Source organism: Candidatus Nanopelagicales bacterium (genome assembly GCA_018003655.1).
In the GTDB taxonomy this organism is placed as follows: domain Bacteria; phylum Actinomycetota; class Actinomycetes; order S36-B12; family UBA10799; genus JAGNDY01.
The window spans coordinates 1-25,669 of record JAGNDY010000024.1 but is presented as its reverse complement, the minus strand read 5'-3'; the positions used below and the strand labels follow the sequence as shown (position 1 = coordinate 25,669).

The following is a 25,669-nucleotide window of genomic DNA, read 5'->3' as shown; positions in this document are numbered from 1 at the left end:
GCTGCAGGTGGGGGATCGATTCACCGGTACCAACAAGCACGGCCTGGCCCGCTGGTCGACGCAGTGCACCGTTACGCAAGCCGAGCGCGGCAAGGTGTTTGAGTTCGCCGTCGCGGTCAAGCCGTTTACGATCTCGACCTGGCGCTACGAGTTCGAGGCCGACGGTGACGCGACGGTAGTGACCGAGAATTGGACCGATGAACGCTGCGGCGCCCGTGGGGTAGTGATCAAGGGCCTGGGGCAGGTGTTCATTCCGGGTTCCCGCCTCGAGCACAACCGTCGGGGCATGCAGCAGACACTAGTGAATCTGAAAGCCGCCGCCGAGGCCCTCTAGTGGCGGCGTCGGCGTCGCTCGACCGGGTGGCCGAGTAGGTCGGCTACTTGACGTCCGGCAGATTCTTGAGCACGTCGCTGATCAGCTTGCAACTGTCGAATTGTGTCTTCTCAACCGTCCAACCGAGGCGGACGATGACGGCCTTTTTCGACGGAACCATCGCGACGACCTGGCCGTAGTGACCCTCCATCGACAGTGTGTCCTTGGGGATGTCGGAGTAGCTCGCGCACTCACCGCTATTCGGTTGCGCGGGAATCCACGTTTGCGCTCCGTAGCTGTTGCCATCGCCGGTTGGCAGCGACGGGGTTCCCGCGAACTTCCACCAGCCCTGCGGCACGACCTGCTTGGAATCCCACGCGCCGTCGCTGAGCATCAGTTGTCCGAGTCGGGCCCAGTCGCCTGTGCTCGCGTAGATGTATGAGCCACCGACCCAGGTGCCGGATGTGTCGGTCGCGAACGTGCCGTTCTTGATACCGATCGGGGAGAAGACTTCCTTGTTCCAGTAATCCCAGTACTCCTGATCGTTGGCGAACATGCCCTGGGTGACCTGGCTGATGATGTCTGCGACGCCGGTGCTGTAAGCGAAAGTGGTGCCGGGGTCCGCGGCCATCGATTGCGACGCCGCGTAGTTGGCCATGCTCGGCTCGCCGTAGAGCATCTGGACGACCTTGGCGGTGGGGCCGTAGTCGTCTTCGAAGTCGAGGCCGGACTTCATGCCGAGCAGATCGTTGACCGTCATCTTGCTCTTCTGTGGATCGTTGCGCCAATCGGCGACCCACGAGGGCTCGCGATCCTTGGGGAAGGAATCCACCACGAGGGTGCTGGGATCAAATCCCTTTTCGCTAGCGCGCTTGTAGAACACCATCGCGTTGACCGTCTTGGTCATCGACCACCCGAGCAGCGGCATGTCCTCAGGGAAACCGTCGGCTTGCTTTTGGATCAGCAGTTTGCCGTCCTGGACAACTGCGAGTCCGCGGGCGTTGGCGGCCTTCGGATCGCCCGCGCCCACGAACGCCTCATTCACGGCGTTCTCAAGGCCCTTGGCATTGACGCCAGCACCCCATTGAGACGGTGGAACCGCCGAGTCGCCAGCGGGCCACGGTGCCGGGTTCTCTGGCGTTGACGTGAATGGCTGCGCCGCCGGATCCGGGGTGACGTCGAGGACACACCCACGGTTGGGAAGCAATGACGCCGTGCGAGAGAAGATTCCGAGGAACTTGGCGGTCACCTTGCGGTTGGGTTCGTCGACGGATGTCGAGACCACACTGAGCGCGGGGCTCTGCGGCAAAACGTCCTGGTTAAAGACATCGTCGGCGTTGCGACCGGACGTAAATGTTCCGGAGCACACGCTCTGGGCGGCAAGGCCAGCGCTATTGGTGGGGATGTTGAACCACAACAGTGCGCCGATGATGAGGGCGAGGAGCACGACGATCACCGTGACGATCGTGATGATCGTTCGCTTGAGCCACTTGCGCTTCTTCTTGGGCTCGGCTGGCTCGACCCCTGGTGTTGCTGCTGCAGTTGTCATCGTCGACTTCCCGTTAGTCGCCTGAATTGTCGTCGAGAGACTACAACGGCAAGACCCCGTCGCGAGGGTTGAGCGAGATCACTACTCCGCTTGGCTGCGTTTTCCGCGGCGACGGCCCAGGATCGAGGCGAATACGGCTCCCGCAGCGAAAGCGATTGCCACAGCCGCGAGGGGATGAGAGCTGATCCAGTTGCTCGCATTGTCGGCGGCTGGTTGAGCGGCTTCGGTCGCCGCCGCGATGCCTTCTTCGAGCGCGTCGATGGCCTGGCTAGCCGCCGCCGTGGTCGCGGCACCGACCGTCTCGAGCTTGTCGGTTACCACCTCGGCTGCTTCAGAAGCTGTGGGCAGATCAATGTCGGGCAGTTCGATGTCGATCGTTTTGGTCATGGGTGTGATGCTAGCGGGTGCGGGTTTTGCTCCATCCGCGCGAGATCAACCGCCTGACTGTCCGGGGCTCGGTTCCGCACGTGAGCCGCTGACCCAGCACTACAGATAGCCACCGTGGATCGCCGGGCGGAACAGTTCTTCTTGCGAGTAGGCGGGCTGTTTGGACTCCTCGAAGACAGCAACTCCTCCGAAAGCCTCGACGAGTTTGGGTCCGTATGCGTCGGTGGCCGAGGCAATGTTGGAACAGGCGTAGGCCAGATTCGCCGGGTTGACGTCCGAACCCCAGATCTCCGATTCGATGAGAACTTGACCTCGCACGTGGAAGATTCGGGCAAACTGGATGGCGCTGTTGATTTCGTTCAGTGCAGTATCCAAAGCGGGCGTCGACTCAAGTTCGGCCACGGCGATGCTGAATACCTGGACGATCGCGTCACCCGGGTTGATCACCCGAATGAAGAACAGCGCCTTGCCGAACTCGAAGCGCAGGTCCCCATCCTCGTCACTTTCGGGCCTGGTTCCGGTCATCCTCTCCACTAGGTCCCGAACGTAGGACTCGACCATGTCTGTTCTCACAGCTGGGCACTCCAATTAAGTCAGGGGTTGCACGGTGACGGAAGGTAGTCGGGCCGGTTCGAGGTATCCGATGCAACCAGATGGGAATCACTGGTGTCGATCATTCCCAAATGGTTACTGTGTGGCACCACCGACGCCCTCCATGTCTCGTAGGCGTCGGATCCGCGCATCCAACGGCGGGTGCGTAGCCAGCAACCGCCCGCGCCACGATGTTCTGGCGTTGAACCACATATGCGCGGTTGCAGTGTTGGTTTGATCCGGCGGTTGGTCGAACGATTGCAAGCGCTCAAGCGCGTGCCGCAGGCCGGCTGGGTTCCTGGTGAACTGAACGGCAGTCGCATCGGCGAGGGACTCCCGCCGCCGGGACATCCCAGCGTTCAGATATGTCATCAGTATTGGGGTGAATAGCAGTAGGAGCATCGCAAGCGGTCCACCGTCCTGGACCTCGCCATCGTCGTTCCGTCGGGTCGCGAGTGCTGCGAAGAGGGAATACATCGCCCAGAGGACGGCGGCGATCGAAGCCGCGATCGACATCACGCGGATATCCCGATTGGCGACGTGTCCCATTTCGTGGGCGACTACTCCTTGGACTTCGTCACGGGTCATTGAGTCCAACAGGCCGGAGGTCAACACAATGGCGGCGTGTTCGGGGTCGCGCCCGGTTGCCAGGGCGTTCGGGGACGGGTCGTTGATGATGGCGACGCGCGGCATTGGCAGCCCGGCGGCGATACGAACCTCGTCAACCAAGTCGTACAGCGCGGGCGCTTCGGCGCGGTTGACGATCTGGGCGCCAGTCGCGTGCAGGACCGCGACATCGCTGAACCAGTAGCTCAGCAGCGGGAAGATCGCAGCAACAAGGCAGACCGCAATCAGCCATCCGCCCGACCAACTGCCGGTCAGGTACATGATCGGCGCACTGGCCGCGACGAAGCAGACGAACATCGCGAGAATCAGAGCCACCGTAGCGCGGCGGTTGACTTGCTGGCGATCACGGAAATTGACCATCTGCCTCCTTTGCTAATCGCTAAACCGAACGTCGTCGTTGTGCGGTGTCATTTCTGCATTCACTTTTGACGCTAGCCGGGGAGTCCGACAATTTGTGGTGGCGTCGATCTTGCTCTGACAGCAGGAGCACGGGTCATGTGCAGATGTCGGCTGAGGTAAGAACGTCGGACTCCCGTGGCACTGTCAGTTCGAGGAGCGCTGTGTGACTCGCTGCAACGGGTGCGGCGGATCCACCCGGCGGCAACAGGAATGGCAACCTACTTTGCAGTACTCGGAATCCCCGCGAACACCGACGATGAGCGGGTGATCAAGAGCGCCTATCGGAAGATGGCGCTACGCCATCACAGTGACCGCGGCGGTCGTGATGCGGACATGGTCAAGGTCAACCGTGCCTACGAGGTGCTCAGGGACCGGGCGAGCCGCCAGCGATACCGGGAAGTGGTTGAGAGACGCGCCGCCGAGCGCCAGGGTCGTTACGAGTCTGATTCGGAAGGTACGTACCAGTTCCGGTATGCCGCAACCGCTGAAAATGCCGCCCGCCCACCGCGTTCGGCCGCACCGTCACGGCCGCGTCACGCTGGAGGTTCGGCACCGGACCTTGGGCCGCTCGACGTCATTGTCGATCGCGTAGCACGAATTGTCGTGTCGCTGGTTGCCGGCGTCGGCTACTTCGCGCTGGGATTCCTCTACTCGATCTTCGTCTTCAGTCTGCTGTCAGAATGGGTTTGGTGGCTCTCGCCAGACGTGTCGTGGATTCCGTGCTGGGTCTGCGCGCTTCTCTACGTCGGCTACCGAATGGTCGCCGCCACTAACGAGCCCCTGCCAGAAGCGGGTGCCGCAGATTAGGCGCGAAGCACGACTACCTGGGAGCGTTCCGGCGCGGTGCCACTCGCTCACGCCGACGCCTGCGACGGCGGGATGAGTTCAGCTGGGAAGCCAAAGCGGTGGGCGATTCTGCCGACACCGTAGAGCTCCAGCAGCAGGGTTGGAGCGAGGATCTCACTGCAGTTCTGGTGCAGTCGCTCGGCCTCGTCGACGAGTTCGACGGTCCGATCGCTCGTGGAGCGGACCCGCACCTGTATACCCAAGCCGCAGTCGGGACAGATGCCGATCACGCGCTCGGGATGAATCATCCAGATCCATCCGGATGCACGCAGGACCTTGTCGTCGTAGAAGCTGGCGGAATCATCCACGGCTCCGACGCCGACTCTGTCCGCTATCGCGGGCTCGATGTCATCGCAGGCTGGATGCACGTCGAACAGCCGAAGTTGTTCCCATTCCTGCCCTTGGTTTGTACCGTCTTTCTTGCTGCCCATAATCCGTCCTCGGAAGTGGGCGAGAGGCTGAGGGCCACTCGCTGATCTTGCCGAATCGCGGTTGCGATGCCGGCCAGCTCTTCCCCTGGAGCACCCACCATCAGCGACGGGGGTTGCTGGATGGCCAGCCAGGTACCGACAGCCATCTCTCTTGAGCCATGTGTTCAATTGTCGTTCGTTGTTGCGGTGTCAACGCGGGGTAAACAAACCCGGGAATGACATTGCTTGCGTTGTGCAGGACTCCTAACAAATTGTTGATCCCGAATATTCCTTGATCACCGACGGACGCTAGGTATGTCGGCCGCGCCACCAGTCACCAAGCCGTGGCCCTGAAACTGTCGGGCGGTCGGCGTAGCTTCGGTCCCAAGCAAACGAACGGGGACGAAGATGAGCAAATACAGCAGCGTTGTGATGGACCGGATAGCGGGAGTTCTGGTGGGTACCGCGTGCGGTGACGCACTCGGCGCTGGCTACGAGTTTGGTCCAGCATTGGAGCCGGAGGTCCCCGTCAGCATGACCGGGGAAGGCCCGTTCGGGTTTGAACCAGGGGAGTGGACTGACGACACATCCATGGCGATTGCGATCGCTGAGCTCGCTGCCGGTGCGGACCTGCGCATGGCCTCAACACAGGACCAGCTCGTCCGGCGCTGGATTGACTGGACACGAGTCTCCAAGGATGTAGGGGTACAAACCGCGTCGGTGCTCAGCTCTGCGTCGAAACAGGGCACCGCTCTCGCGGCCACCGAGGCTGCCCGGCAACACCACGAGCGGACAGGTCGCTCGGCCGGGAATGGATCGCTAATGCGCACCGCGCCAGTGGCTTTGGCCTTCCTTGATGATGCGGCCGCCTTGGCGCGGGTCGCTCGCAGTGTTGGGTCGCTGACCCACTTCGATGAAGATGCCGGTGATGCCTGCGTGCTTTGGTGTCTGGCGATTCGTCATGCGGTCCTGCACGGGGAGTTCGACGTGCGGATCGGACTCGATTCCTTGGCATCCGATCGCCAGCGAATATGGAGCGAGCGAATCCAGGAGGCGGAGCAACTCAGGCCCCGTGACTTCACCAACAACGGTTGGGTGGTCCAGGCTTTCCAGGGTGCCTGGTCGGCGATCCACAACACACCGGTGCCAGTGAACAATGCGGCCAAGCACACCTACGAAGCCCAGCACTTGCAACTGGCGCTTGAGGCAACTGTCCGAGGCGGCAACGACACCGACACCGTGGCGGCGATCGCGGGCGGGTTGCTCGGTGCGCGATGGGGTGTGTCCGCGGTCCCCGTCGAGTGGCAGCGCAAGCTCCATGGCTGGCCCGACCTGCGTCAGCGCGATCTAGTCCGACTGGCCATCGCAGTCGCTGACCCCGCATTGGAAGAACGGTCGCTGGACTACGACTACCTGAGGCAGTACTCAACAACGACGATTCATCCGCACGACAGCGGCGTCATCCTGGGCTCGGTCAACGGACTCGTTGGTGCCTCGGCTGACATCGACGCGGTGGTATCGCTGTGCCGGATGGACGCGCGATACCGACCGGCGGGAGTCGACGACGAGAACCTCATCGAGATCTGGCTGACCGATAGCGACGACCCGGATGGCAACGCGCACTGCCACTTCGTCCTTTCACAGGCCGCCGAGGCCGTGACGCAACTTCGGCGGGAGGGCCACACGGTCTATCTGCACTGTGCTGCGGGACAGAGTCGAACACCAGCGGTCGCGGCGCTGGTTGGTGCCTCCGTCAAGGGGATCAAACCGGCAATGGCTCTAGTCGAGGTCGCCGCCGCATTGCCCGATGCGCGCGTTAACCCACTGTTCGTGCGACTGCTCGACGAGCTAGCACAGTAGGCCAGCACGGTCCTGGCGATGTGAGGTTCGTATCAGATGTCATCTCACGACCGCGCTCGGAACGACGACTGCTTCTGCGTAGATCGTGAGCTCAGCAATGACGCCCTGACTCCGGTAGCCTCCGGTGGCGGGTGCCCAAGTGGCGACCCGGGAGGGTGGTAGCAGGTGTCGCGAACGGGACGTTTCTTCATTGCATTGGGCGTGGCGCTGGTCGGGGGACTGCTGTTGTTCCTGACTGCGCCAGCGTCGTCACTGGTGAATGCGCCGGTTAGCCCTGAAGGGTCAACGGTCGGCGAGACAATCGACTCGAAGATCACCCCTGCTTTGACGAGCTTCTACGACGTGGGCAACTGGAAAGCAGCAGCACCCGGCACGTTGATGAAGGCAGAACCGGTCGCCGGTGCGCCCGCCGGAATCAAGATGTACCGAATCATGTATCAATCCACTGACCTGCAGGGCAATGCCATTCCTGTCACCGGCCTTTATGCGGCGCCCGCGGGAGCGGCACCTGCTGGGGGTTATCCATTGGTGTCGTTTGCACATGGCACCACCGGTATCGCACGGATGTGCGGGATGAGCCAAACGCCGCTGCAAGCGGACACCCCCGCCAATAGCAACTGGGTGCCCCACATCGAACCTCTTGTCAAGCAGGGTTGGGCGGTCGTTGCCAGCGACTACTCAGGAATGGGTGCCCCAGGGCCATCGTCATACCTCGTCGGTCCGCTAGAGGGTCGTGGAGTTCTCGATGCACTGCGCGCCGTGAAGAACCCCTCGCCCACGATTGGCTCGGTTCCGATCAACCAGAGCAATCTTGGCGTTTACGGGAAGTCGCAAGGTGGCGAAGCCGCGACATCGGCGCTCCAACTGGCACCCACCTACGCCCCCGAGCTGCGGATCGACGGCGGGGTGATCCTGGCTCCCGGTTTCACACCTGCGATCCCGGGGATTCTCAACGCGGTAGCGAAGAACCCGACAAGTACGTCACAGAATATGTTCGTCATGCTCATCGCCAAGTCGTACGCCGAGAACTACCCGGAGATCGTTTCCCTCGATCAGATCCTCAGTCCCCTAGGGATGCAGAAAGCGAAGGACCTGGAGACCAAGTGCGGGAGCGACCTGGCCAACCAAGTCTCCGATGTGCCGCTCAGCAAGCTGATCAACTACCCAATCGCACCGGGACTGATCAAAGCGCTCGGCAAGGGGATGCCGGGTACGGAGAAACTCGACGTTCCGCTCATGGTGGTCCAAGGACTCAAGGACAAGACGATCCTGCCGCAGTTCACCCACGCCCAAGTGATGTCGCAATGCGCATTGGGCACGACCGTCTTCTACGTGCGCTACCCATATGACGATCATCCATCGCTGAACTACCAGGCGAGACTTCACAATCCCTCGGTCATCGACTGGATGAACGACCGTTGGGCCGGGTCACCCGCTCCGTCCAACTGCGCGAACCAGTTGCTCGGGACCGTCGACACGACGACGAAGGTGAACTGATGAACCGCGAGATCGTTCTTGAGGCGACCTTGGGAATCACGGTCGGACTGATCGTTGCTGCGATCGCGGCGTTCCGCAGCAAACCTGTACCGGGCGCAGGCACCTTCCGGCGCGCAGCCATGCTCGGAATCCTTACCTACGCAGTCATCGCCGCTCCGACCTTCACCCCGCCAGGCATGTCGGTGCTGGGAATGATTGCCCTGCTCGTGGTGGTGGGTCTGGCGCTTGCCGGATCGCTGCTCGCGCCCCAACTGGTCGCGCCCCAGCCTGTTGCCCAACGCGGCGTTCAAGGGCTTGTCGGCACCGGCGTCGCGGCCATTCTGCTCATCGCCGCCGGGCAAACGCTCGCGCTGCTAAGTCGCCTCGATCCGCGGGTGATCGTGGTGGTGGTCGCTGTCACGGCGGCACTGTTGGTGGCGGGCCAGGGGTTGGTTGCGAGCTCCCGCATCAGTTCAGTGGCCATGTGGTTGCTGATCGTGCCAATTTTGATCGCTCTGGCGTTGGGGTTCTTACTCGGCAACGTCTCGGTCTTGGCGAGCCCAAGTCGCATTGGCGATGGCACGCCGTGGGTGGCGATCCTTGCCGTTGCCTTGCTCATCTTCGCCTTGGGCTGGGTTGATAACAGCTTGCTCGCGGGCCGTCGGGCCGGGAAGTGGTCGCCATTGCGCGTGCTGGTATGGGTGGTGGTCGTCCTCGTGCTCGTTTTGGTTGGCTTGCTGATGTTCTTCGGTGGCGTGATGTTCGCGCCCTCGATGGAGTTCTTTGTTGTACCGGCCAACATTGACGCCTTGCCGGGACTGGCGGGGGTGCTGCTCGCGATCGTGACGGTGCTATTCGCCGCCCTGGTCGCCAATGCATTGACCGGCGTCGGTGGACTGGGACTCGATACGCAGCCACAGTCGAGCCCAGCTGAGGCAAGCAGTAGTGGCGCCGTTGCGGACTCCACCGTGGCGGCCGAGCCCAACGTCACAGTTCGGCCGATTTGGGTCTGGGGAAGTGCGGCTGTTGCTGTGATCGTCGCCCTTATTGATCCTGGATCACAAGCCATTCTGATTGCGGTGGGATTACTCGCTGCGGCGCTGGTTGGCGCGCAGGTGGGTGGCGGCGACGCAGCGCGTGGAGCAATCACCGGACTAGTCGCAACGTTGGTCGGGGTCGTCGTGTTGGTTGTGATCGGGCGGCTTGAACTTGGCTGGGCGTCGATCATCGTGACGTTCGCAGTGGCCCTCGTCGGCTTCCTGGTAGGCCGCTTCGGCCCGAACCAAGCTAGGTCGGCAACGACGTAGGCGAGCATTCGGCAGAGTCCGCGAACGGCTAGTAAGCGGCGCGCGGACTCTGGTTGGATTTGCTGCGGGATTAGATGAGGTTGCCGCCGGTCATCGTCCAGCACGGGGTGGGAAGCGGGACGCCATGCTCGATCGGCTCGTTGGCGGAGCGTGGCTCCCCGTCCTTGAGGGTCAAGGTCATCACCTTGTAACCCGAGATCCCGGCCTTGCGCTCAACCTGCAGGAACTGGCCCGGCTCGATGTAGGGAGACCATTCGGCCCTACCCTCGGAGGGGGTGCAGCTGGTGTGTGTCTGCCAGGCGCCACCGTCCAGGTCGACGTAGGGAGCGGCCGACCAGGGGTTCGACGCCTTGAATTCGGTGACGTTGCCCTTGTCGCTGAGGATCGATCCGGTCACGTCGATCGGACTTCCCGATGCGGTCATCCGCTGGACACCACCGGGTGCCACCAGGCCCGAGTTGCACTTCTTCGTGCCTCCCGCGCAGACGCTGACGAACTGCTCTTTGCTGGTGTCGTTCTTGAACGTGAAGGCGGTTCCGTCAACGGAGGCTTGGGCTGGCGCTGCGACTGCGACGGTACCGAGCCCACCGATCAGGACCACGCCTGCTGCTAGAGCGACCCGTCGGCTGGTGGTGGCAAATGCAGTTCGGCGTGAATTCGTCATCGTGACTCCCTGGGGGATTGGCTGGGTTTGCTGCCCGAAGTGTGGATTCCTATGTTCGGGATCTACCCGTGGCCCCCCAGGGCAAACCACTCAAACGGGTGATAGAGGACGCTGTCTCGAAGCTGCGCACCCCGCCAGTCTCGGTCAAGCGGGCAGGAACTCGACCAGCAGATCGTTGATCGTGTCGGGGTCGTCGAGTTGCATCCAGTGGCCGGCGCTCTCAAGCCGTTGATAAGTCCAGGGGCCACTCACCAACTCGGCCGAGCGCGTCATCTGCCCCTCGGTCAGCGCGTGGTCTCCGGAACTCCAGATGGCCAGCGTTGGTGAGGCGACCTTGGGGAATTCGAATGGGGTTCCGACGAATGACTCTGGCTTCATGTTGGCCCGGTACCAGTTCAGGCCGGGGGTCAGCGAGTCGTTGCGCTCCAAAGCGGCGATCACTGCGTCTTCGTCTGGATGGTGACCCCAAGCGCGGAACCTCGCCCAGTCGTTCTCAGACAGCCACTGCTCGGCGACGTCGGGGAATTGGAACAGCAGCATGTACCAGGACTTCTCGTACTGGTCGAAGCCACCGCCATGGAACGTGGCCGGATGGCCGACGGACATCGCCACCAAGTGGTCGACCCGGTCAGGGAAGAAGGAGCCCAGCACCCACGCGACGGCGGCGCCCCAGTCGTGACCGACGATGTGCGCGCGTTCGATCTCGAGCGAATCAAGCACGGCGATGACGTCGGTAGCCAACGCGAACCCGCCATACGCATCGATGTCGGTCGGCTTGTCGGATTCCCCGTACCCACGCATGTCGGGGACGATCACCTGAAAGCCCGCCGCCGTCAGCGCTGGCACCTGGTGACGCCACACTCGGCCAGAATCGGGAAACCCATGCAGGAGCACTACAGGACGCCCCTCGCCATAGACCTCGAAGGAGATCTGGACGCCGCTGTTATCGGCCTTCATTGGAACCTCCTGGATTGGGTGCGATGGCTGCTGACGCTAGCGGTTGTCCACCACAGCTTGTCCACCAGAACGCACGATGGCGGACCAGGGTCTCTGCGAGACCCCGATCCGCCATCGTGCGTGGGCGTTCGAGCGGACTAGGCCAGGTCGAAGCGGTCCAGGTTCATGACCTTGTCCCAAGCAGCGACAAAGTCGTTGACCAGCTTGCCAGCGCCATCGTCGGAACCGTAGACCTCGGCCAAGGCGCGCAGCCGGGAGTTGGATCCGAACACCAGATCGACGCGGCTGGCGGTCCACTTGACCTCACCAGTTGCGCGATCTTTGCCTTCGAACGTCTCCTCGGTATCCGATGTCGGCTCCCACGTCGTGCTCATATCGAGCAGGTTGACGAAGAAGTCGTTGGTCAACGCACCGGGGTTCTTGGTGAGCACACCGAGGTTGGATCGGTCGAAGTTGGCGCCGAGGACCCGAAGACCGCCGATCAGGACCGTCATCTGTGGTCCGCTCAACGACAGCAGGTTCGACCGATCGATGAGCATGCGCTCCGCGGGCGGCAGGTCGCCCTTGCCCTGGTAGTTGCGGAACCCGTCGGCGACCGGTTCGAGCACGCTGAACGATTCCACGTCGGTCTCTTCCAGCGACGCATCCGTACGACCAGGCACAAACGGAACCACAACTTCGTGGCCAGCGTTCTTGGCGGCTTGCTCAACAGCAGCGCACCCGCCGAGCACGATCAGGTCGGCAACTGAGATCTGTTTGTCGCCAGCCTGCCCGTTGAAGTCAGATTGGATGCCTTCCAGCGCGCGCAGTACCTGGCCCAATTCAGCCGGGTTGTTGACCTCCCAGTCTTTCTGCGGCTCAAGGCGAATGCGTGCACCGTTGGCCCCGCCCCGCATGTCGCTGCCGCGGAACGTTGACGCCGAGGCCCACGCTGTCGTGACCAGTTGCGAGACGGATAGGCCGGAGCCGAGGATCGTCTGCTTCAACGAGGCGATGTCGTCGGCGTCGACCAATTGATGGGTGACGGCAGGAATCGGGTCCTGCCAGAGCAGTTGCTCGGATGGGACCTCGGGTCCGAGGTACCGGGAGACTGGGCCCATGTCGCGGTGGGTCAGCTTGAACCACGCTGCGGCGAAGGCCTTGCCGAACTCGTCCGGGTTCTCAAAGAACCGACGTGAGATCGGCTCATAGATCGGATCCAGCCGCAGCGCCAAGTCGGTCGTGAGCATGACCGGCGTGTGTGATTTGGATGGTTCGTGTGGATCCGGCACGGTTCCCTCCGCGGCCGGATCGGTCGGGATCCACTGATGCGCACCAGCCGGACTCTTCGACAATTCCCACTCGTAACCAAAGAGCGTCTCGAAGAAGCTGTTGTCCCACGCGATGGGAGTAGGAGTCCACGCGCCCTCAAGGCCACTACTGATGGTGTCGTCGCCTTCGCCGGTGCCGAACTTGTTCTTCCAGCCGAAGCCCATCTCCTGCAGCGGAGCGGCCTCGGGTTCAACGCCGACGTAGTCGTTGGGGTCGGCGGCACCATGGGTCTTGCCGAAGGTATGGCCACCGGCGATGAGCGCGACCGTCTCTTCGTCGTTCATTGCCATGCGCCGGAACGTCTCGCGAATGTCGCGGGCCGAGGCCAGTGGGTCGGGGTTGCCGTTCGGGCCTTCCGGGTTGACGTAGATGAGGCCCATCTGAACGGCTGCGAGCGGATTGGCCAACTCGCGGTCGCCGCTGTAGCGCTCGTCGCCGAGCCAGGAGTCCTCCGATCCCCAGTTGATCTCCTCTGCTTCCCACACGTCTTCGCGACCGCCGCCGAAGCCAACAGTCTGCAGACCCATGGACTCCAGTGCACAGTTGCCAGTGAGGACGAGCAGATCCGCCCACGAGATCTTGCGGCCGTACTTCTGTTTGATCGGCCAGAGGAGGCGGCGCGCCTTGTCGAGGTTCACGTTGTCGGGCCAACTGCTTAGTGGCGCGAAGCGCTGCTCGCCCGAGCCAGCCCCTCCGCGACCATCATTGATGCGGTAGGTGCCTGCGCTGTGCCACGCCATCCGGATGAACAGCGGACCGTAATGGCCGTAGTCAGCCGACCACCATTCCTGCGAATCGGTCATCAGCGCGACAAGGTCGGCCTTCAGCGCCGCTAGGTCGAGGCTCTTGAACTCCTCGGCGTAGTCGAAGTCTGGATCCATCGGATCCGCGACCGGCGGATTGGTTTGCAGGGACTTAAGGTTCAGCTCGTCGGGCCACCACTCAGTGTTGGTGCGGCCCTGGATCAGGTTGCTGTTGCCCACGACCGGGCACTTGCTCTCTTCTGACATCCTGCGATCTCCTTCGGTTGCGGAACTTCTCACCAAGCACTGGCTCCCTGGTGGTTGATGACTTATTACGTGGTTGAAACCTTCTGACTTGTTGCCTTGCTGTGCCCCCTGCTTGCCTTTGTCTGCGCGTTGCACTGTGGGCACTGGCCCCAGTAGGTGACCTCGGCCTCGTCGATCGAGTAGCCCCGGTCATCGCTGGCCGTCAGGCAGGGCACGGCGTCCACGGCACAATCCACATCCACTACCTCGCCGCAGGTCCGACAGATGAGGTGGTGGTGGTTGTCGGCGACCCGATCCTCAAACAGTGCGGGTGAGCCGGCAGGCTCGATGCGACGAACAAGTCCTACGCCGACCAGTGTCTCGAGCCCGTCATAGACGGACTGACGCGAAATGGTGCCGATCTCCGACCTGACAGATTCAGCGACGCCGTCGGCGGTGATGTGGGGATGCGCGGAGACCGCGCGCATGACCGCGAGGCGCTGGGCCGTCACCTGGACGCCGTGCTGCCGCAGCAGTTCTACGGCATCGGGCGGCATGGACCCAGCCTTGCGCGGACTTTGGACTAAGTCAAGGATTAGAGGGTGTCGATCAAGGACGAATTTCGTCGGCCGATCAGCCAGGTGATCACGTTCCTTGGTAGCAACCGTCCGCTGGTCGTCGATGGCGTAACCGCCGAACCCGCACTGGCCAGGAAGGTCGCGCCGCGAGTCAAATGCTTGGAACAACAAACCGGCCAGCAGGGCCGATAGCTATGACCGCTTCGTCGGTCGACTCACATTGTTCACCGGATCCGGTCCACTGCCCAAGTCCTACCTGCCAGTCGGACGGCCGAATCATGTCGCTCAATAACAACCAGGTCTTGTACACGATTCTCGGCAGCCGCTTTGGCGGCGACGGCAAGAACACCTTCGCGCTGCCGAAGGTCGCGAATTGTGGCGACGCCAAGTGGGGCATCTGCATTGAAGGGGCGTACCCGTCGCGGCCCTAGCGCGACCCGTTCCCTCCGGTGCACCCATTTGGCCGGTGCACCCATTCGGCCTATTGGCGGGCTTTTGCGACCGCAAATCCGTCCTCGGAATGTCAGACCCGGACCCTAGATTTGATCACGTCAGAAGGAATCCCCACCTCACCGCCGACCAACAACAAGATAGGTGAATGCAATGACTACCCGCCCGCAGGATGGCGCAGCTGGCCCGGATCGGGCGAACCTGCCTCAGCTGCCCGACGTGGACAACATCTCCCTGGATCAGGGCCGCACCGTTCCCAATGCTTTTGTGCTTCGGGTTGCCGGTGCCAGCGGCGCCATCATGCTGATCACTTCCACACCGTGGATCGGGAACGTTGCAGACGAGTGCGTGTTGGCGGAACGGTTTTGCATCACGTTCGCTGGCGACAGTCGATCGGTCGACTTGCGCGATCGGGAGTTCAGCGAGGCAGATCTGCTTGGGCTGCGTGACTTTCTGTCCGCAGCGATGACCCAAGATATGCCGCAGTTCACCGTGCCCAAGTTCGAGGCCGCTCACTCCGGTTTCAGTGCACGTGTGCTTGAGAGCACCTCTGACAGTGTTGGCCTTGAATTCTCCGCCCAGTGCTACCTCGACGACGACGACCAGCCCGATCTCGAAGGCATCGCATTCGACACCGGACGGCTTGCGCTGTGGGAGGCGGTCTGCCTGCTTGACCGACGGCTGGGACTCGGTGCCAGTGCCCCCGACGACGCGTCGGAACTTGGGAGTCTGTGATGTTTCTTTCCGAGTTAGCAGAAGTAAGTGGCCGACTTCAACACGTGCATTTGGAAACACGTTCCGTCGACGTGGCCAGCGATAGCGGGCTGTTAATCACAAGATTTGAGATCCCCCAAGAACGCGCAATTGAGGCCGAACTCGGAGTTGCTCGGGCCGGTCTCGGCGGATTTGTTGCCGGTGCTGGCGGACAGTACGTGCACGGCGATCAATGGATGGTCCTCTTGCAGCAGGTTCCCCCTCGGGCTGAGAAGGCCGCGCTGTCGATCCGTGATGATGCGCTCGCCCGCGCCGATGTGCGCCGCATTGATGGTGAGTTCTGGGCTTCCGAGGGGATTGTTCGCACCTACTTCGCCGCACGCGCAGCCACTGCGCAGGTCGAGAACTCAGATGCATCCCCGTCGCAGGAGCCACCCGCAGCCAGCTCCATCCGGCAGTTGCAGCGACTGGCGCAGACAGTTTCCTTCTCGAGTCTGGCCCAGCTCCTCTGCGTGGAGTTGACGAACTTCCCGCTAGAGAAGGCGCTGGCTGGTTTTCCGCTCGCTTGTGGTTTCCCCGATCGAGATCACTACTGCAAAGGTGACGTGCTGTCCGACATCATGAACGGCTGGCTTGACCTCAACGGGCAGCCCTGGCCGCAGTAGCGGCCGAATAGAAGTGCGACGACCGCCGGCGGTGGATCCCGCTGCCATACCCTGAATCCATGCGCTGGTTCACGTCCGATCAACACTTCGGGCACGCCAACATCATTCGCTATTGTGACCGGCCGTTCGACTCAACCGACGACATGGACTCCGACATCGTCGAGCGTTACAACGGCCTAGTTGCTGCTGACGACGATGTGTGGTGGCTCGGTGATGTGGCGATGGGTGACGCGCAGCAGACGCTTCGCAACGTTGCCCGGTGCAACGGAGTCAAGAGGCTGGTGGTGGGCAACCATGACAGAGTCTTTCACCGGCCGCAGTCCAACCGGCGGCCCGAATCCGAATGGGACGCCCTCTACCGCGAGGTCGGCTTCACGTCAATCGAGCACACCCCATCATCGATCACTCTCGCGAACGGCCTCAGCGTCGTCATGTGCCACTTCCCCTACCGGGGCGACTCGCATGACGAGGATCGGTTCGACGCGCTACGGCCAGCGGATCAGGGTCGCTGGCTCCTGCACGGCCACGTCCACGAGAAGTGGCGTCAGCAGGGACGGCAGATCAACGTTGGCGTCGACGCGTGGGGTGGCCAGCCAGTCTCGGAGGCGCAGATCTGTGAGCTGATCGACGGCGGCGCGGTCGACAGCGCACCTCTGCCCTGGCGCCGTTGACCAGATTCACCCGGCTGCGATCCGAGACATGGTAGCGACCTTCGACGCGGCGGCACATGTGGAAGTACGGTCACCACCACGTATGGGTTTCGACTGGAAACGAGGAGCACTCGGCATGCAGAAGGAAATGGGCCGAGGTCATCGCCCTGCCGACCGGAATTCCGGAGGACCTTTCACCCATCGTCCAGATCATTCCGGCGCAGCAACTGGCACATACCCTGTCAGTTTCGCGCGGGGAAGACCCTGATGCACCTCGCGCTCTGCTCAAGGTGACAGAGACTCACTGACCGCCGTCGCCTACTGACCGCCGTCGCCTACTGACCGCCGGTTACCCACTGACCCGAGCGCATCACGGCGTCCACCTCAAGGTCAGGCCCAAGGATCACCAGATCTGCGCGCTTGCCCACCTCGATGGCTCCACGGTCGGCCAGCCCGAGAACACGGGCGGGATTGGTCGACAGCATCGCCACGACCTCCGCCAGTGGCAGACCAACCGTGCGCGTCATGAACCGCAGCGCGACGTCCATCGTCAGGGTGCTGCCGGCAATCGCGCCGCCATCAACGAGGCGTGCGACGCCCGCCACCACGTCGACGCCAAGTCCGCCGAGCAGGTAGCGGCCGTCGGCACCTCCCGCGGCGGCCATGGCATCGGTGATCAGGCTGATGCGTTCGATACCGGCTTGTTGAGCGATTAGTCGGAGCACAACCTCGTGGACGTGGGTGCCGTCAACAATGAGCTCGAGGTTGACCCGCGGGTCCGCCAGCAATGCTCCGGTCACTCCCGGATCACGGTGATGAAGGGGCCGGGCGGCGTTGGTGACATGGGTCGCGACTGTCGCGCCCGCGTTGATCGCGGCGACGGTGGTCTCGTAGTCAGCATCGCTATGTCCGATGGCCGCCAGCGCGCCAGCACCCACGATCTTGCGGATAGCGGGAAGTGCACCATTAAGTTCGGGGGCAATCGTCACCATGATGATGCGACCACCGCCGCGGGCCAGCAACTCGTCGACCTCTGCTGGTTGCGGATCGCGGAGCTGCCCAACGTCGTGCGCTCCACAGCGCGCCTTGCTGATCCACGGCCCCTCCAGATGAATGCCGACGAGCACGCCCTCGTCGACCAGCGGCGACAACACCGCGATCTGTTCGAGCAGCGATGGATGACTACTGGAGACCAGGCTCGCCACGATCGACGTCGTCCCGTGCTGCGCGTGCAGATTCGCGGCTCGGCGAGCGTCGTCGGGGTCGGTGGTGATGAAGGAATAGCCACCCCCGCCGTGACTGTGTTGATCGACGAATCCGGGGATCAGCGTTCGGCCGTTGAGGTCAACGTCAACTTGCTTGTCGGTTGAGTCGAAACCGACGGCGCCGATCAGGTCATCAACGACCTTCACCCAGCCAGCTTCGACGATGCCAGTAGGGGTCACGACTCGACCGTTGGCAAGGATGGTCACGAGTCAAACGCTAGTTGGCCAACGCGCACAACGCCGCCCAACCCATCTTTCGCCGGGCCTACGACCTCGGAGCTGAGCCCACGGAAGTACTCCGGTAGAGGACGGCGAACGCGCACGTCAGCCATGCGCCGATCAAGCCCTTGAACAACCAGCCGAGCAGCCCGAGGGCGACCGGTGGCAGCGTGATGGAACCGAGCAGCAGTAGCAGCCACGACACAGTCATGATGATGATCCAAAACACCACAGTGATCACGTAGCGACCGGGGCGCTGCCTGATCGCAGCGAAGTTCGCCCCGATGGCGTTGTGCTTGCCGTCCGTTGCGGCGATGGCGACGAATGGCATCAGCAGCATCGCAATCAGTCCGGGCCAAAACCACAAAGACGCCAGGACAAACACCACGATCAGTTCCAGAGCTACCCAGGCCAAGAACAGCGCGAGTCCCCGCGGCGTGCCTTTGAACAACTCGCCCAGCCCAATCTTGCCATCGACCGACGCGAGGGCAAGGCGGCAAATCCAACCGAAACACAACAGCAGGCTCACCAGCGAGAGGCCTGCGGAAACCCAGAACGTCGCAGAGCCGGAAATGACGGGCGTCCACATCAGCAGCAGCATCTGAACGACCGCGTTTAATACGATCACGGTGAGGAACCCGAGCGGCTGCCTGCCGAGTCGGGCAAGGCCGGTCACCAAGACCGAGAACCCGTACTCGCGCGCTGGCTTGTCGGTGGTCGATTCGTTGGAAGCCACGACTGCGACCTCCTGCTCGGCGCTCATGGGAGGGTCGCTGCCTTCTTCATGGCCTCGATCGCCGAGCCGCGGAAGATCTCCTTGCCACCAACGGTGATCGTCATCGGGAGGCTGTCTTGGGTTTGATCTGCCGTTACCACGATGGGTTGCTTGTCGACCGTCGTGCCGGTGCAGGTTTGGGTAGTCCCGTTCGGTTCCATCGAGCACTCCGGTAGCACCAGGATCGGAACCTTCTTGGCGGTCAAGATGTTCGCCTGCGCGAAGTACACGTTCGGGTCATTTCCCGAAGAAGGCAGCAGGCCGGAAGTAAAGGAGCAACCGGCGAGCGCAGCAACGCTCAACGCTGCGGCACCGGCCACGGCCAGTCGACGTCGAAGGTGTCTCATGCTGGTTCCTTCCTGGCGAGTAGGCGAGTCTTCTGTTTGATCTGGGTCTCCTCGACGAGGGCGTCGGTGATTGCGCTCATATCGAAGGGAGCGGGCACGAGCAGTTCACAGTTACGGTCCTGCGCCGAGCCCAAGAGCATGTTCGGATCCCACGCGGGGTCGTTTGCAGCCAGCTCACGGCTGATTGCGGAGATCCCCTGCACGGAGAGGTCTCGCACATTGGTCTGGGCCGGGGCCTCGTGATCCAGCACCACGGTGAAGATCGAAAGCGTTCCATCCCGGTTGTCCACGATTTCGGTGACTCGGCCCTGTTGCTCGAAGTCCACGCAGGAGGAACTGGAGATCTCCCAGAAACCACCCCCGCCCTCCGGATTGCGGTGTGCGGTGATGCGGTTGAGGTGGGTGTGCCCATTCATCCACGCGATCATGTTGGGGTACTCGTGCAGCATGGAGATCAACTCGTCCGCCTCAATGAGCGACTGCTGCGGTCCGATCACGGGCTGTGCGACGTTATCCATCGTGAAGCTGGTGTGGTGGCTGGCAATGATGACCAGCTTGCGAGCCTTGCGAGCCTGCATCAACTCTTGTTGTAGCCACTGGTACTGGTCCTCCGGTATCGAGCCACCAGCCCCCACCGTGACGTTGCAGGAGTTCAGGCCCAGCACCCGGATGTAGGGCGTGACATCTGTCGCCCAGTAGGTCTTCTGGTTGTCGATGTCGCCTTGAGTGAAGCCGTGGCCCACGGGACCAGGATTTGCGGGACTGTCGATCAACTCCCGCATGTAATCGATCAGGTCAATGAGCTTGCGATTCGGATCGGCTGTTACATCGCGCACGCCCGAGCCAATGCCGAGCGTGGTCAGCTTGCCGATGAACTGCTGCTCGAAGGTCGAGGTCGCGCCCATTCCAGTACCGAAGAACCGCTCGGTCGCTTGGTGGGTTGCCGCTTTGCGCCCACCTGTCGCGAGGTTGTCGGTCATCCAGCCGGTGGGCCAGCCGCCAAAGTAGTTGGCGTCGTGGTTGCCGTATACCGCATACCAGGGCATCTTCAAGCCAGCCGAATCCACCGGGTTGCTGACCGCGGCCTTCAGTAAACCTGGGTAAGCCGGGTAGCCGTGCTGCTGACCGTAGACGTCGTTACTGGGGTCGTCGGGGTGATACGCGAACGTGCACTCAGGCCACGCCTGCACCCCCTCGTACTCGCCTGCTTTGCCGGTATTCGCGGTTATCTTGCCGCCATCCAACGTATCGACGAACCAGCGCATTTCCTGGTGGGACCGTTGGTCGGTGTTGTCGCCGGTATTCAGCACAAAACCCATCGGTGCGCCAGTAATCGGGCTGGATGCAGCGCTGTTGAGGGCAGCCACGAGTTGGCTGAGAATCTGTACTTGCGCAACTTCCTGTGGGCGGAAGTTGCCACTGAACAACACCGGGTCAACTGCTGCCATGGTGTCCAGTCGCGCGGGGGTTTGGGCGTCGATCAAATGCAGGTCGCTGATGTGACCGAGGTAGAGCAACGATCGGCGGTTCTTGGTGCGATCGGGTTTCGGCTCCGCGCCGAGCACGTCCAGGCGAGTGACCAGCGGCTCGCCAGCAGTCGCCACGAGTTTGACGTACCCGCTGGTACCGGCCTTGCGAATCGTTCCGACGAGTGTGGTCCGAACCTCGGCAGGCTGGACTGGTGCCGCGAGCGCCCGCCCGACCCAGTCGACCGGCAACGCCCACGTTGCAGCAAGACCGCCGCTGACGGCCAGGAATCGCCTCCGGGACAGACCTCCCACGTTTCCCTCCAAGCCCAAAATCGCCGTGCCTGCCGACGCCACGCACGGCCGGTCAACCAGGCGAGCATTCCAGGTTCCAAGTGGGAAGGCCCATTCAACCGGACTAGCTGCAATGAGTTGTCCTGGCTTTCCGGGCAGGTACGCTCCGCGCATGAAGCGTTGGTGGCCCCTGGTAGCGCTGGCTGTAGCGCAGTTCGTGATGGTCCTGGATCAGTCCGTTATGAACGTGTCGATCAGTCAGTTGGTGATCGACTTCGACACCTCCGTGACGACGATCCAAGCCGTCATCACGCTGTACTGCTTGATCATGGCGATGTTCATGCTGACGGGGGCGAAGATTGGCGACATCATCGGCCGTCGTCGTGCATTCAGCATCGGCCTGGTCATTTATGGGTGTGGCTCGCTGATCACGGCGCTTGCTCCCACCGTAGGCGTGCTCGCCATCGGTTGGTCTCTGCTGGAGGGCATCGGCGCGGCCTTGGTGCTACCAGCGCTTGCAGCACTGATCGCTGGCAACTTCGAGGGACGTGAACGCAACGTCGCCTACGCGATCATCGGCGGCGTCGCCGGGGCTGGCATCGCGGTCGGACCGATCGTCGGCGGCTGGGCAACGACCGAGCTGACGTGGCGGGTGGTCTTCATCGGTGAGGTCGTCCTGGTGTTGTTCATCCTCCTCATGACTCGACTAGTCAAGGATTCGGAACTGGGAGGCAAGAAGCCCGGCCTGGACGTGGTGGGCGCGATCCTCTCGGCCTCCGGCCTGGGCATTGTCGTGCTGGGAATCCTGCAGTCGAGCACCTGGGGGTGGGTCAAGCCGAAGAACTCGCCGGTCGAGCCGTTCGGGTTTGCTTTGACGCCATTCGTGATCGCTGCGGGTGCGGTTCTGCTGTGGGCATTCGTGCGTTGGCAGCATCGTCGTGAGGCCGCTGGCCTCGACCCTTTGGTTCACCTCAAGCTGCTCAAGATCCCCCCGCTTCGTTCGGGTTTGATGGGACTGTTCACCCAAAACCTCATTCTCATGGGCGTCTTCTTCAGCGTTCCGCTGTACCTGCAACTGGTCCTTGGGATGGACGCACTGGAGACGGGTATCAAGATGTTGCCCGTCTCGGTGACGATGTTCCTTGCCTCTGCAATTGGTTCGCGAATGTCGAGCCGATTCCCGGTACGAACAATCGTCCGGTCGGGTCTGACCATTACTGTGATCGCCATCATCGCGCTGATGTCGACTATCAAGCCGGACTTGGCCGACCTCGGCTTCGCTCTGTCCATGGGCTTGCTGGGCATTGGAATGGGACTGATCATCTCCCAGCTCGGCAACGTGGTGCAGTCCTCCGTCGACATCTCCGGTCGCGGAGAGGCGGGCGGTTTGCAATACACCGGCCAGCAGTTGGGTTCATCGTTGGGTGTCGCACTCATCGGCGCGATCGTCCTAGCGGGCCTCGCCGGTGTCTTCACGAACAAGATCGAGGACAACCCCAAGATCAGCGACCAGATCGCCTCTAAGGTCAGCATTTCGGTCGAATCGGGGCTGGACTTTGTGTCGGCGGATCAGATTGGCGAGGCTGCTCGCGCCGCTGGCATCGATGACCAGACGAGTCAGGCACTCACCGACGACTACCAGGCCTCGCAACTGCAGTCCCTGAAGGCGGGTTTGCTGGCTGCGGCCTTCTTGGCGCTCATCTCGCTGGCATCGACCCGGGACCTGCCGCGAAGAATTCCTGGCAAGGGTCAGGAACCATCCACCGGGCCGCCAGCGGAGGATCTCGCCTCGGCTTAGCCAACTGCGGCGCCGATCTTCCCAGCCGGAAGTCGCCGCGCTTGGCCTTCGATCTGCTGCCAAACTCGGTGGATGATCCAGCCGTCCAGGGAGTACCTGCGTTCCGCGCTGGGCAAGACAGACGGTATGCCCGTGGCGTGGCGCAACAGCCTCGCGGTGTTCCTCGGCATTCTCACTTCGGGCGCACTTGGCCTTTTGCTGGACAGGGGAGCGGGCCAGCACACGATGCCCGTGGCAATCGTCACGGCGATGTTCCTGTCGCTGCTCGCGGTGGCCGGCCCGTTCTTCATGTCGCTACGTTTGATTGTCGGCGTCGGCACTCTCATGATCTTCACAAACGGTTTGGCTGTGGTAGCGGTCGACCATGCCTGGATCGCGGTTCTCGGAATGGTGATCGTCGTCTTCTGTGCCACTCTCTGGACGGCGATTCCGCTCGTCGGTGGTCTGCTTGGGACCTTCCCGACGATGAGCTACCTGATCCTGCTGGCCAAGGGTCAGGTGTTCACTGGCGGGGCGTCAGCCGGCCGAGTTGCCCTGGCGTCAGCGGTTGGCGTGCTCTCAGGGATTTTGGTGCTGCTGATCATGTCGGGCAAGGACCGCCGGAGCGCCTCCCGGGGTCTGGTCGCCAAGGCCTGGGATCCGCAGATCTCGTGGAACGAACAGGGATCGATCCTGTTGATCCTCAGGCTGGACGTTGCCGGGCGCTTTCTGCTCTCGCTGACCTACGACGCGATCCTGTCGCGGATTGCACGAGGTCGCCTGCAGGAGTCGGACGATCCCACCGCCTACGCAGCAGGTGTCGCAAGCCAAAGGTCAATCGCCACAACGATTGCGGCCACTGGGCCGCTGGTGCCACGGATCGTCGAACCGCCGACTGATTCCGCGCTGGCGGCCATGGCGACCGCGAGCAAAGATGCAGACGCCGCGACCACCAGCTACGCCTGGATTCATTGGCGCGGCGCGTTGGAACGAGCAGTCGCCACGCTCGCTGGAAGCAAACCGCCGCGGAAGGTCCAGTTCAGCGCCGGGTCCTTGACCAGGGCAGCGGCCGGGGCGGTGGCGCGGCCGGAGTCGGCGAGCTTTCGCTACGGCGTCCAGCGAGCTCTGGCGCTCGGCGTTGGGGTGTTCATCATGGTTCGGTCGTCGGCGCCTGATTTCTACTGGGTGTTGCTGACGATCTTCTCGGTGCTGCAGACCAATGCGAGCGCCACCTTCACTCGCGCCGCGCAATATGCCTTTGGTACCTGGATTGGTGCCGTGGCAGCGCTCATCCTGGGGCTACTCATTCCACGTCAGGCAGCTGTCTATGTCGCCGCCGGACTGCTCGTTGCTGGGTTTGCCTGGTTGGCGCGCAACTACATGTGGCTGTGCGTCGCAATAGCTGCGGCTGTCGTCCTGCTCGTGGGGTCGCCCAATGGTGACTACGCCAAGTGGGCGGGACTGCGTGCATTGGATGTCACCGCAGGTGCGCTCGTCGCGATTGCGATTTCGACCCTAGTTCTACGAGTGCGCCCGCAGCCGCAGTTGCACATCTCCAAAGCGCAGGAAGCGCTGCGTCTGGCTGCGCAGCAGATTAGCTTGCGGATGACTGATCCGGGGCTTGGCTCTGACGGAATGCTCCTGGCACAGACGCGGTTCATGCAGGCCGCCATCAACCTTCAGTCCGACATCGACAGTATGGCGGAAAGTACTGCTGTTGCCGGGTCGCTTGACGAGCTCAAGGATGGTAGAGATCGCGTGCTGGCCCTGGCGTCGGTGGTGTTCGACGGCGGTGTCGATGGCGGGGGTACGGCGGCCGCGGCGTCGCGGACGGCGGTTTCCAACGCACTCAAGGATCTTGCGGACCAGATCGACAGCGTTCACTTGGAACCCGCCTCCGCCGCTAGCTAGGGTGCGGCTGGGCCAGCGGCTGGGCTGGCGGACCGACGAGCGACGATCGCACTGGCGATGATCCCCACGATCAGCGAGAGGTCACCGACCGCGGGGTTCCACAACCCAAGCACCGCGGCGATGAGGCACACCAGCGTCGGCCGGAGGTAGATCCAGTTCTCGGCGTCCAACTGCGTGCCGGGTTTGGCCAGCGGGCGATCGGTTCGTGCCGCATGGCGGGACATCAGGAACAGGCAGAAGAAGGAGAGCCCGACGACGAACCAGAAGACGAAGTAATTCTGGTAGCTGATGTTCCCCTCACCGCGGACGATGAGTGTGTCGATGAACCCGCGGAAGTTGCCGAGACTCGGGCTGTCCGTGGGCAGCTTGGCCGCTGTCATGACAGGGATCGAGACGACGCAGAAGAGCCACGCGAAGTTCAACCAGACAATGAACCGGCTGTAGTCGCGCAGCCGCTCAAAGAGAACGTGGTGGTAACGCCAGCAGACCGCGATGGTGGCGAAGCTGACGCCGGATTGCAGGATTTCGGGATTGTCGAGTATCAGCTTTGTCCAGCTGGTGTCCGGCATCTCGATCACGTACTCGGAAACCGGCACGATAAGCAGTGTCAGGGAGATAGCCACGGCTGCATCGGTGAAGAACGTGAGTCTTGCTACATCGCCGGGTTCCTCGATGAGGATGACTCCCTCTGGGGTCGGCTCTGCATCGGCTGCGGAAGGCACGGCTATTCCTATCAAAGTGTGGCTGTCGAAGCACAACGGTTGACCGATGATGACGATGCGCTCCTAGCGCGGAAGACCGAGCGTCTGCCCCAGTTGCGCTCTTTGGTGAGAATGCGATCAAGAGGTGCACCGGCAAGTCCCGTCCCGGCA

General features: G+C 62.5%; 26 protein-coding genes and 1 riboswitch. Of the genes, 12 read left to right on the top strand and 14 right to left on the bottom strand.

The window, feature by feature from the left end; genetic code table 11:
• On the top strand, positions 1-334 hold a 334-nt coding region (locus KAZ48_05415), incomplete at its 5' end, for an SRPBCC family protein (GenBank protein MBP7972216.1).
• A gap of 43 nt (positions 335-377) precedes the next feature.
• Here KAZ48_05415 and KAZ48_05410 read toward each other — a convergent pair.
• The 4 genes from KAZ48_05410 to KAZ48_05395 all read right to left on the bottom strand — a co-directional run bounded on the left by KAZ48_05410 (position 378) and on the right by KAZ48_05395 (position 3,827).
• A complete protein-coding gene (locus KAZ48_05410; GenBank protein ID MBP7972215.1) occupies positions 378-1,862 on the bottom strand; it encodes a serine hydrolase in 1,485 nt (494 codons plus the stop codon).
• Between the two features lie 81 nt (positions 1,863-1,943).
• Positions 1,944-2,249, bottom strand: a complete 306-nt coding sequence (locus KAZ48_05405) for a hypothetical protein (GenBank protein ID MBP7972214.1) — start codon at positions 2,247-2,249, stop codon at positions 1,944-1,946.
• Between the two features lie 99 nt (positions 2,250-2,348).
• Positions 2,349-2,822, bottom strand: a complete 474-nt coding sequence (locus KAZ48_05400; protein MBP7972213.1) for a YbjN domain-containing protein — start codon at positions 2,820-2,822, stop codon at positions 2,349-2,351.
• A gap of 114 nt (positions 2,823-2,936) precedes the next feature.
• Positions 2,937-3,827 carry a M48 family metallopeptidase gene (locus KAZ48_05395; protein ID MBP7972212.1) on the bottom strand — a complete coding sequence of 297 codons (891 nt, stop codon included), beginning with the start codon at positions 3,825-3,827 and terminating at the stop codon, positions 2,937-2,939.
• Between the two features lie 249 nt (positions 3,828-4,076).
• On the opposite strand from KAZ48_05395, the gene KAZ48_05390 reads away from it, so the two are divergent.
• Positions 4,077-4,673: a J domain-containing protein gene (locus KAZ48_05390; protein MBP7972211.1), complete on the top strand. Its 597-nt coding sequence runs from the start codon at positions 4,077-4,079 to the stop codon at positions 4,671-4,673.
• A 47-nt stretch (positions 4,674-4,720) separates the two neighbouring features.
• Here the strand turns inward: KAZ48_05390 and KAZ48_05385 are convergent, their stop codons facing one another.
• Positions 4,721-5,143 (bottom strand): hypothetical protein, encoded by a 423-nt coding sequence (locus KAZ48_05385; protein MBP7972210.1) that lies wholly within the window; start codon positions 5,141-5,143, stop codon positions 4,721-4,723.
• 38 nt (positions 5,144-5,181) lie between these two features.
• A riboswitch (SAM riboswitch) is annotated at positions 5,182-5,300 on the bottom strand.
• Positions 5,301-5,530: 230 nt separating this feature from the next.
• Between KAZ48_05385 and KAZ48_05380 the strand changes: the two genes are divergently transcribed.
• The 3 genes from KAZ48_05380 to KAZ48_05370 all read left to right on the top strand — a co-directional run bounded on the left by KAZ48_05380 (position 5,531) and on the right by KAZ48_05370 (position 9,765).
• On the top strand, positions 5,531-6,982 hold the full coding sequence (locus tag KAZ48_05380; protein ID MBP7972209.1) for an ADP-ribosylglycohydrolase family protein: 1,452 nt from the start codon (positions 5,531-5,533) through the stop codon (positions 6,980-6,982).
• 165 nt (positions 6,983-7,147) lie between these two features.
• Entirely contained in the window at positions 7,148-8,479 is a 1,332-nt protein-coding gene (locus KAZ48_05375) for an alpha/beta hydrolase (protein ID MBP7972208.1), read from the top strand.
• Positions 8,479-9,765 carry a hypothetical protein gene (locus KAZ48_05370; GenBank protein MBP7972207.1) on the top strand — a complete coding sequence of 429 codons (1,287 nt, stop codon included), beginning with the start codon at positions 8,479-8,481 and terminating at the stop codon, positions 9,763-9,765. Before KAZ48_05375 ends, KAZ48_05370 begins: the two co-directional genes overlap by 1 nt.
• Positions 9,766-9,835: 70 nt before the next feature.
• Here the strand turns inward: KAZ48_05370 and KAZ48_05365 are convergent, their stop codons facing one another.
• The 4 genes from KAZ48_05365 to KAZ48_05350 all read right to left on the bottom strand — a co-directional run bounded on the left by KAZ48_05365 (position 9,836) and on the right by KAZ48_05350 (position 14,243).
• On the bottom strand, positions 9,836-10,429 hold the full coding sequence (locus KAZ48_05365; GenBank protein MBP7972206.1) for a hypothetical protein: 594 nt from the start codon (positions 10,427-10,429) through the stop codon (positions 9,836-9,838).
• 144 nt (positions 10,430-10,573) lie between these two features.
• On the bottom strand, positions 10,574-11,386 hold the full coding sequence (locus KAZ48_05360) for an alpha/beta hydrolase (protein ID MBP7972205.1): 813 nt from the start codon (positions 11,384-11,386) through the stop codon (positions 10,574-10,576).
• A gap of 137 nt (positions 11,387-11,523) precedes the next feature.
• On the bottom strand, positions 11,524-13,707 hold the full coding sequence (gene katG, locus KAZ48_05355) for a catalase/peroxidase HPI (GenBank protein ID MBP7972204.1): 2,184 nt from the start codon (positions 13,705-13,707) through the stop codon (positions 11,524-11,526).
• 65 nt (positions 13,708-13,772) lie between these two features.
• Positions 13,773-14,243, bottom strand: a complete 471-nt coding sequence (locus tag KAZ48_05350; GenBank protein ID MBP7972203.1) for a transcriptional repressor — start codon at positions 14,241-14,243, stop codon at positions 13,773-13,775.
• A 45-nt stretch (positions 14,244-14,288) separates the two neighbouring features.
• Here KAZ48_05350 and KAZ48_05345 point away from each other — a divergent pair, with 45 nt between their 5' ends.
• The 5 genes from KAZ48_05345 (at position 14,289) to KAZ48_05325 (ending at position 16,764) form a co-directional block, all read left to right on the top strand.
• A complete protein-coding gene (locus KAZ48_05345) occupies positions 14,289-14,456 on the top strand; it encodes a hypothetical protein (GenBank protein ID MBP7972202.1) in 168 nt (55 codons plus the stop codon).
• An 86-nt stretch (positions 14,457-14,542) separates the two neighbouring features.
• Positions 14,543-14,695 (top strand): tail fiber protein, encoded by a 153-nt coding sequence (locus KAZ48_05340; protein ID MBP7972201.1) that lies wholly within the window; start codon positions 14,543-14,545, stop codon positions 14,693-14,695.
• Positions 14,696-14,867: 172 nt separating this feature from the next.
• The gene (locus tag KAZ48_05335; GenBank protein MBP7972200.1) at positions 14,868-15,449 is read left to right on the top strand and encodes a hypothetical protein; all 582 of its coding nucleotides are present in this window, start codon (positions 14,868-14,870) and stop codon (positions 15,447-15,449) included.
• Positions 15,450-15,520: 71 nt separating this feature from the next.
• A complete protein-coding gene (locus tag KAZ48_05330; protein ID MBP7972199.1) occupies positions 15,521-16,093 on the top strand; it encodes a hypothetical protein in 573 nt (190 codons plus the stop codon).
• A 59-nt stretch (positions 16,094-16,152) separates the two neighbouring features.
• Positions 16,153-16,764 carry a metallophosphoesterase family protein gene (locus tag KAZ48_05325; protein ID MBP7972198.1) on the top strand — a complete coding sequence of 204 codons (612 nt, stop codon included), beginning with the start codon at positions 16,153-16,155 and terminating at the stop codon, positions 16,762-16,764.
• A 314-nt stretch (positions 16,765-17,078) separates the two neighbouring features.
• On the opposite strand, the gene nagA is transcribed toward KAZ48_05325, so the two are convergent.
• From nagA to KAZ48_05305, 4 genes are read right to left on the bottom strand one after another with little or no spacing between them, the layout of a single operon-like run.
• Positions 17,079-18,215 carry an N-acetylglucosamine-6-phosphate deacetylase gene (gene nagA, locus KAZ48_05320; GenBank protein ID MBP7972197.1) on the bottom strand — a complete coding sequence of 379 codons (1,137 nt, stop codon included), beginning with the start codon at positions 18,213-18,215 and terminating at the stop codon, positions 17,079-17,081.
• Between the two features lie 58 nt (positions 18,216-18,273).
• On the bottom strand, positions 18,274-18,990 hold the full coding sequence (locus KAZ48_05315; protein ID MBP7972196.1) for a hypothetical protein: 717 nt from the start codon (positions 18,988-18,990) through the stop codon (positions 18,274-18,276).
• Entirely contained in the window at positions 18,987-19,349 is a 363-nt protein-coding gene (locus KAZ48_05310; GenBank protein MBP7972195.1) for a hypothetical protein, read from the bottom strand. The genes KAZ48_05315 and KAZ48_05310 overlap by 4 nt, the downstream gene beginning before the upstream one ends.
• Complete coding sequence (locus KAZ48_05305; GenBank protein ID MBP7972194.1) at positions 19,346-21,283, bottom strand: TIGR03767 family metallophosphoesterase; 1,938 nt, start codon at positions 21,281-21,283, stop codon at positions 19,346-19,348. The genes KAZ48_05310 and KAZ48_05305 overlap by 4 nt, the downstream gene beginning before the upstream one ends.
• On the opposite strand from KAZ48_05305, the gene KAZ48_05300 reads away from it, so the two are divergent.
• Together KAZ48_05300 and KAZ48_05295 are read left to right on the top strand one after the other, a co-directional pair.
• Positions 21,282-22,907, top strand: coding sequence for an MFS transporter (locus KAZ48_05300; protein ID MBP7972193.1), 1,626 nt, complete (start codon positions 21,282-21,284; stop codon positions 22,905-22,907). The two genes, KAZ48_05305 and KAZ48_05300, sit on opposite strands and share 2 nt — an antisense overlap.
• Positions 22,908-22,979: 72 nt before the next feature.
• On the top strand, positions 22,980-24,797 hold the full coding sequence (locus KAZ48_05295; protein ID MBP7972192.1) for an FUSC family protein: 1,818 nt from the start codon (positions 22,980-22,982) through the stop codon (positions 24,795-24,797).
• On the opposite strand, the gene KAZ48_05290 is transcribed toward KAZ48_05295, so the two are convergent.
• Positions 24,794-25,519, bottom strand: a complete 726-nt coding sequence (locus KAZ48_05290; GenBank protein MBP7972191.1) for a DUF1211 domain-containing protein — start codon at positions 25,517-25,519, stop codon at positions 24,794-24,796. The two genes, KAZ48_05295 and KAZ48_05290, sit on opposite strands and share 4 nt — an antisense overlap.
• Between the last annotated feature and the right edge of the window lie 150 nt (positions 25,520-25,669).

Bases quoted from the DNA above. Each gene is read 5' to 3' on its own strand.
- KAZ48_05410 (MBP7972215.1), bottom strand. From the start codon at position 1,862: ATGACAACTGCAGCAGCAACACCAGGGGTCGAGCCAGCCGAGCCCAAG.
- KAZ48_05405 (MBP7972214.1), bottom strand. From the start codon at position 2,249: ATGACCAAAACGATCGACATCGAACTGCCCGACATTGATCTGCCCACA.
- KAZ48_05395 (MBP7972212.1), bottom strand. From the start codon at position 3,827: ATGGTCAATTTCCGTGATCGCCAGCAAGTCAACCGCCGCGCTACGGTG.
- KAZ48_05390 (MBP7972211.1), top strand. From the start codon at position 4,077: ATGGCAACCTACTTTGCAGTACTCGGAATCCCCGCGAACACCGACGAT.
- KAZ48_05385 (MBP7972210.1), bottom strand. From the start codon at position 5,143: ATGGGCAGCAAGAAAGACGGTACAAACCAAGGGCAGGAATGGGAACAA.
- KAZ48_05380 (MBP7972209.1), top strand. From the start codon at position 5,531: ATGAGCAAATACAGCAGCGTTGTGATGGACCGGATAGCGGGAGTTCTG.
- KAZ48_05370 (MBP7972207.1), top strand. From the start codon at position 8,479: ATGAACCGCGAGATCGTTCTTGAGGCGACCTTGGGAATCACGGTCGGA.
- KAZ48_05365 (MBP7972206.1), bottom strand. From the start codon at position 10,429: ATGACGAATTCACGCCGAACTGCATTTGCCACCACCAGCCGACGGGTC.
- KAZ48_05360 (MBP7972205.1), bottom strand. From the start codon at position 11,386: ATGAAGGCCGATAACAGCGGCGTCCAGATCTCCTTCGAGGTCTATGGC.
- katG (MBP7972204.1), bottom strand. From the start codon at position 13,707: ATGTCAGAAGAGAGCAAGTGCCCGGTCGTGGGCAACAGCAACCTGATC.
- KAZ48_05350 (MBP7972203.1), bottom strand. From the start codon at position 14,243: ATGCCGCCCGATGCCGTAGAACTGCTGCGGCAGCACGGCGTCCAGGTG.
- KAZ48_05340 (MBP7972201.1), top strand. From the start codon at position 14,543: ATGTCGCTCAATAACAACCAGGTCTTGTACACGATTCTCGGCAGCCGC.
- KAZ48_05335 (MBP7972200.1), top strand. From the start codon at position 14,868: ATGACTACCCGCCCGCAGGATGGCGCAGCTGGCCCGGATCGGGCGAAC.
- KAZ48_05325 (MBP7972198.1), top strand. From the start codon at position 16,153: ATGCGCTGGTTCACGTCCGATCAACACTTCGGGCACGCCAACATCATT.
- KAZ48_05315 (MBP7972196.1), bottom strand. From the start codon at position 18,990: ATGAGCGCCGAGCAGGAGGTCGCAGTCGTGGCTTCCAACGAATCGACC.
- KAZ48_05310 (MBP7972195.1), bottom strand. From the start codon at position 19,349: ATGAGACACCTTCGACGTCGACTGGCCGTGGCCGGTGCCGCAGCGTTG.
- KAZ48_05300 (MBP7972193.1), top strand. From the start codon at position 21,282: ATGAAGCGTTGGTGGCCCCTGGTAGCGCTGGCTGTAGCGCAGTTCGTG.
- KAZ48_05305 (MBP7972194.1), bottom strand. From the start codon at position 21,283: ATGCGCGGAGCGTACCTGCCCGGAAAGCCAGGACAACTCATTGCAGCT.
- KAZ48_05295 (MBP7972192.1), top strand. From the start codon at position 22,980: ATGATCCAGCCGTCCAGGGAGTACCTGCGTTCCGCGCTGGGCAAGACA.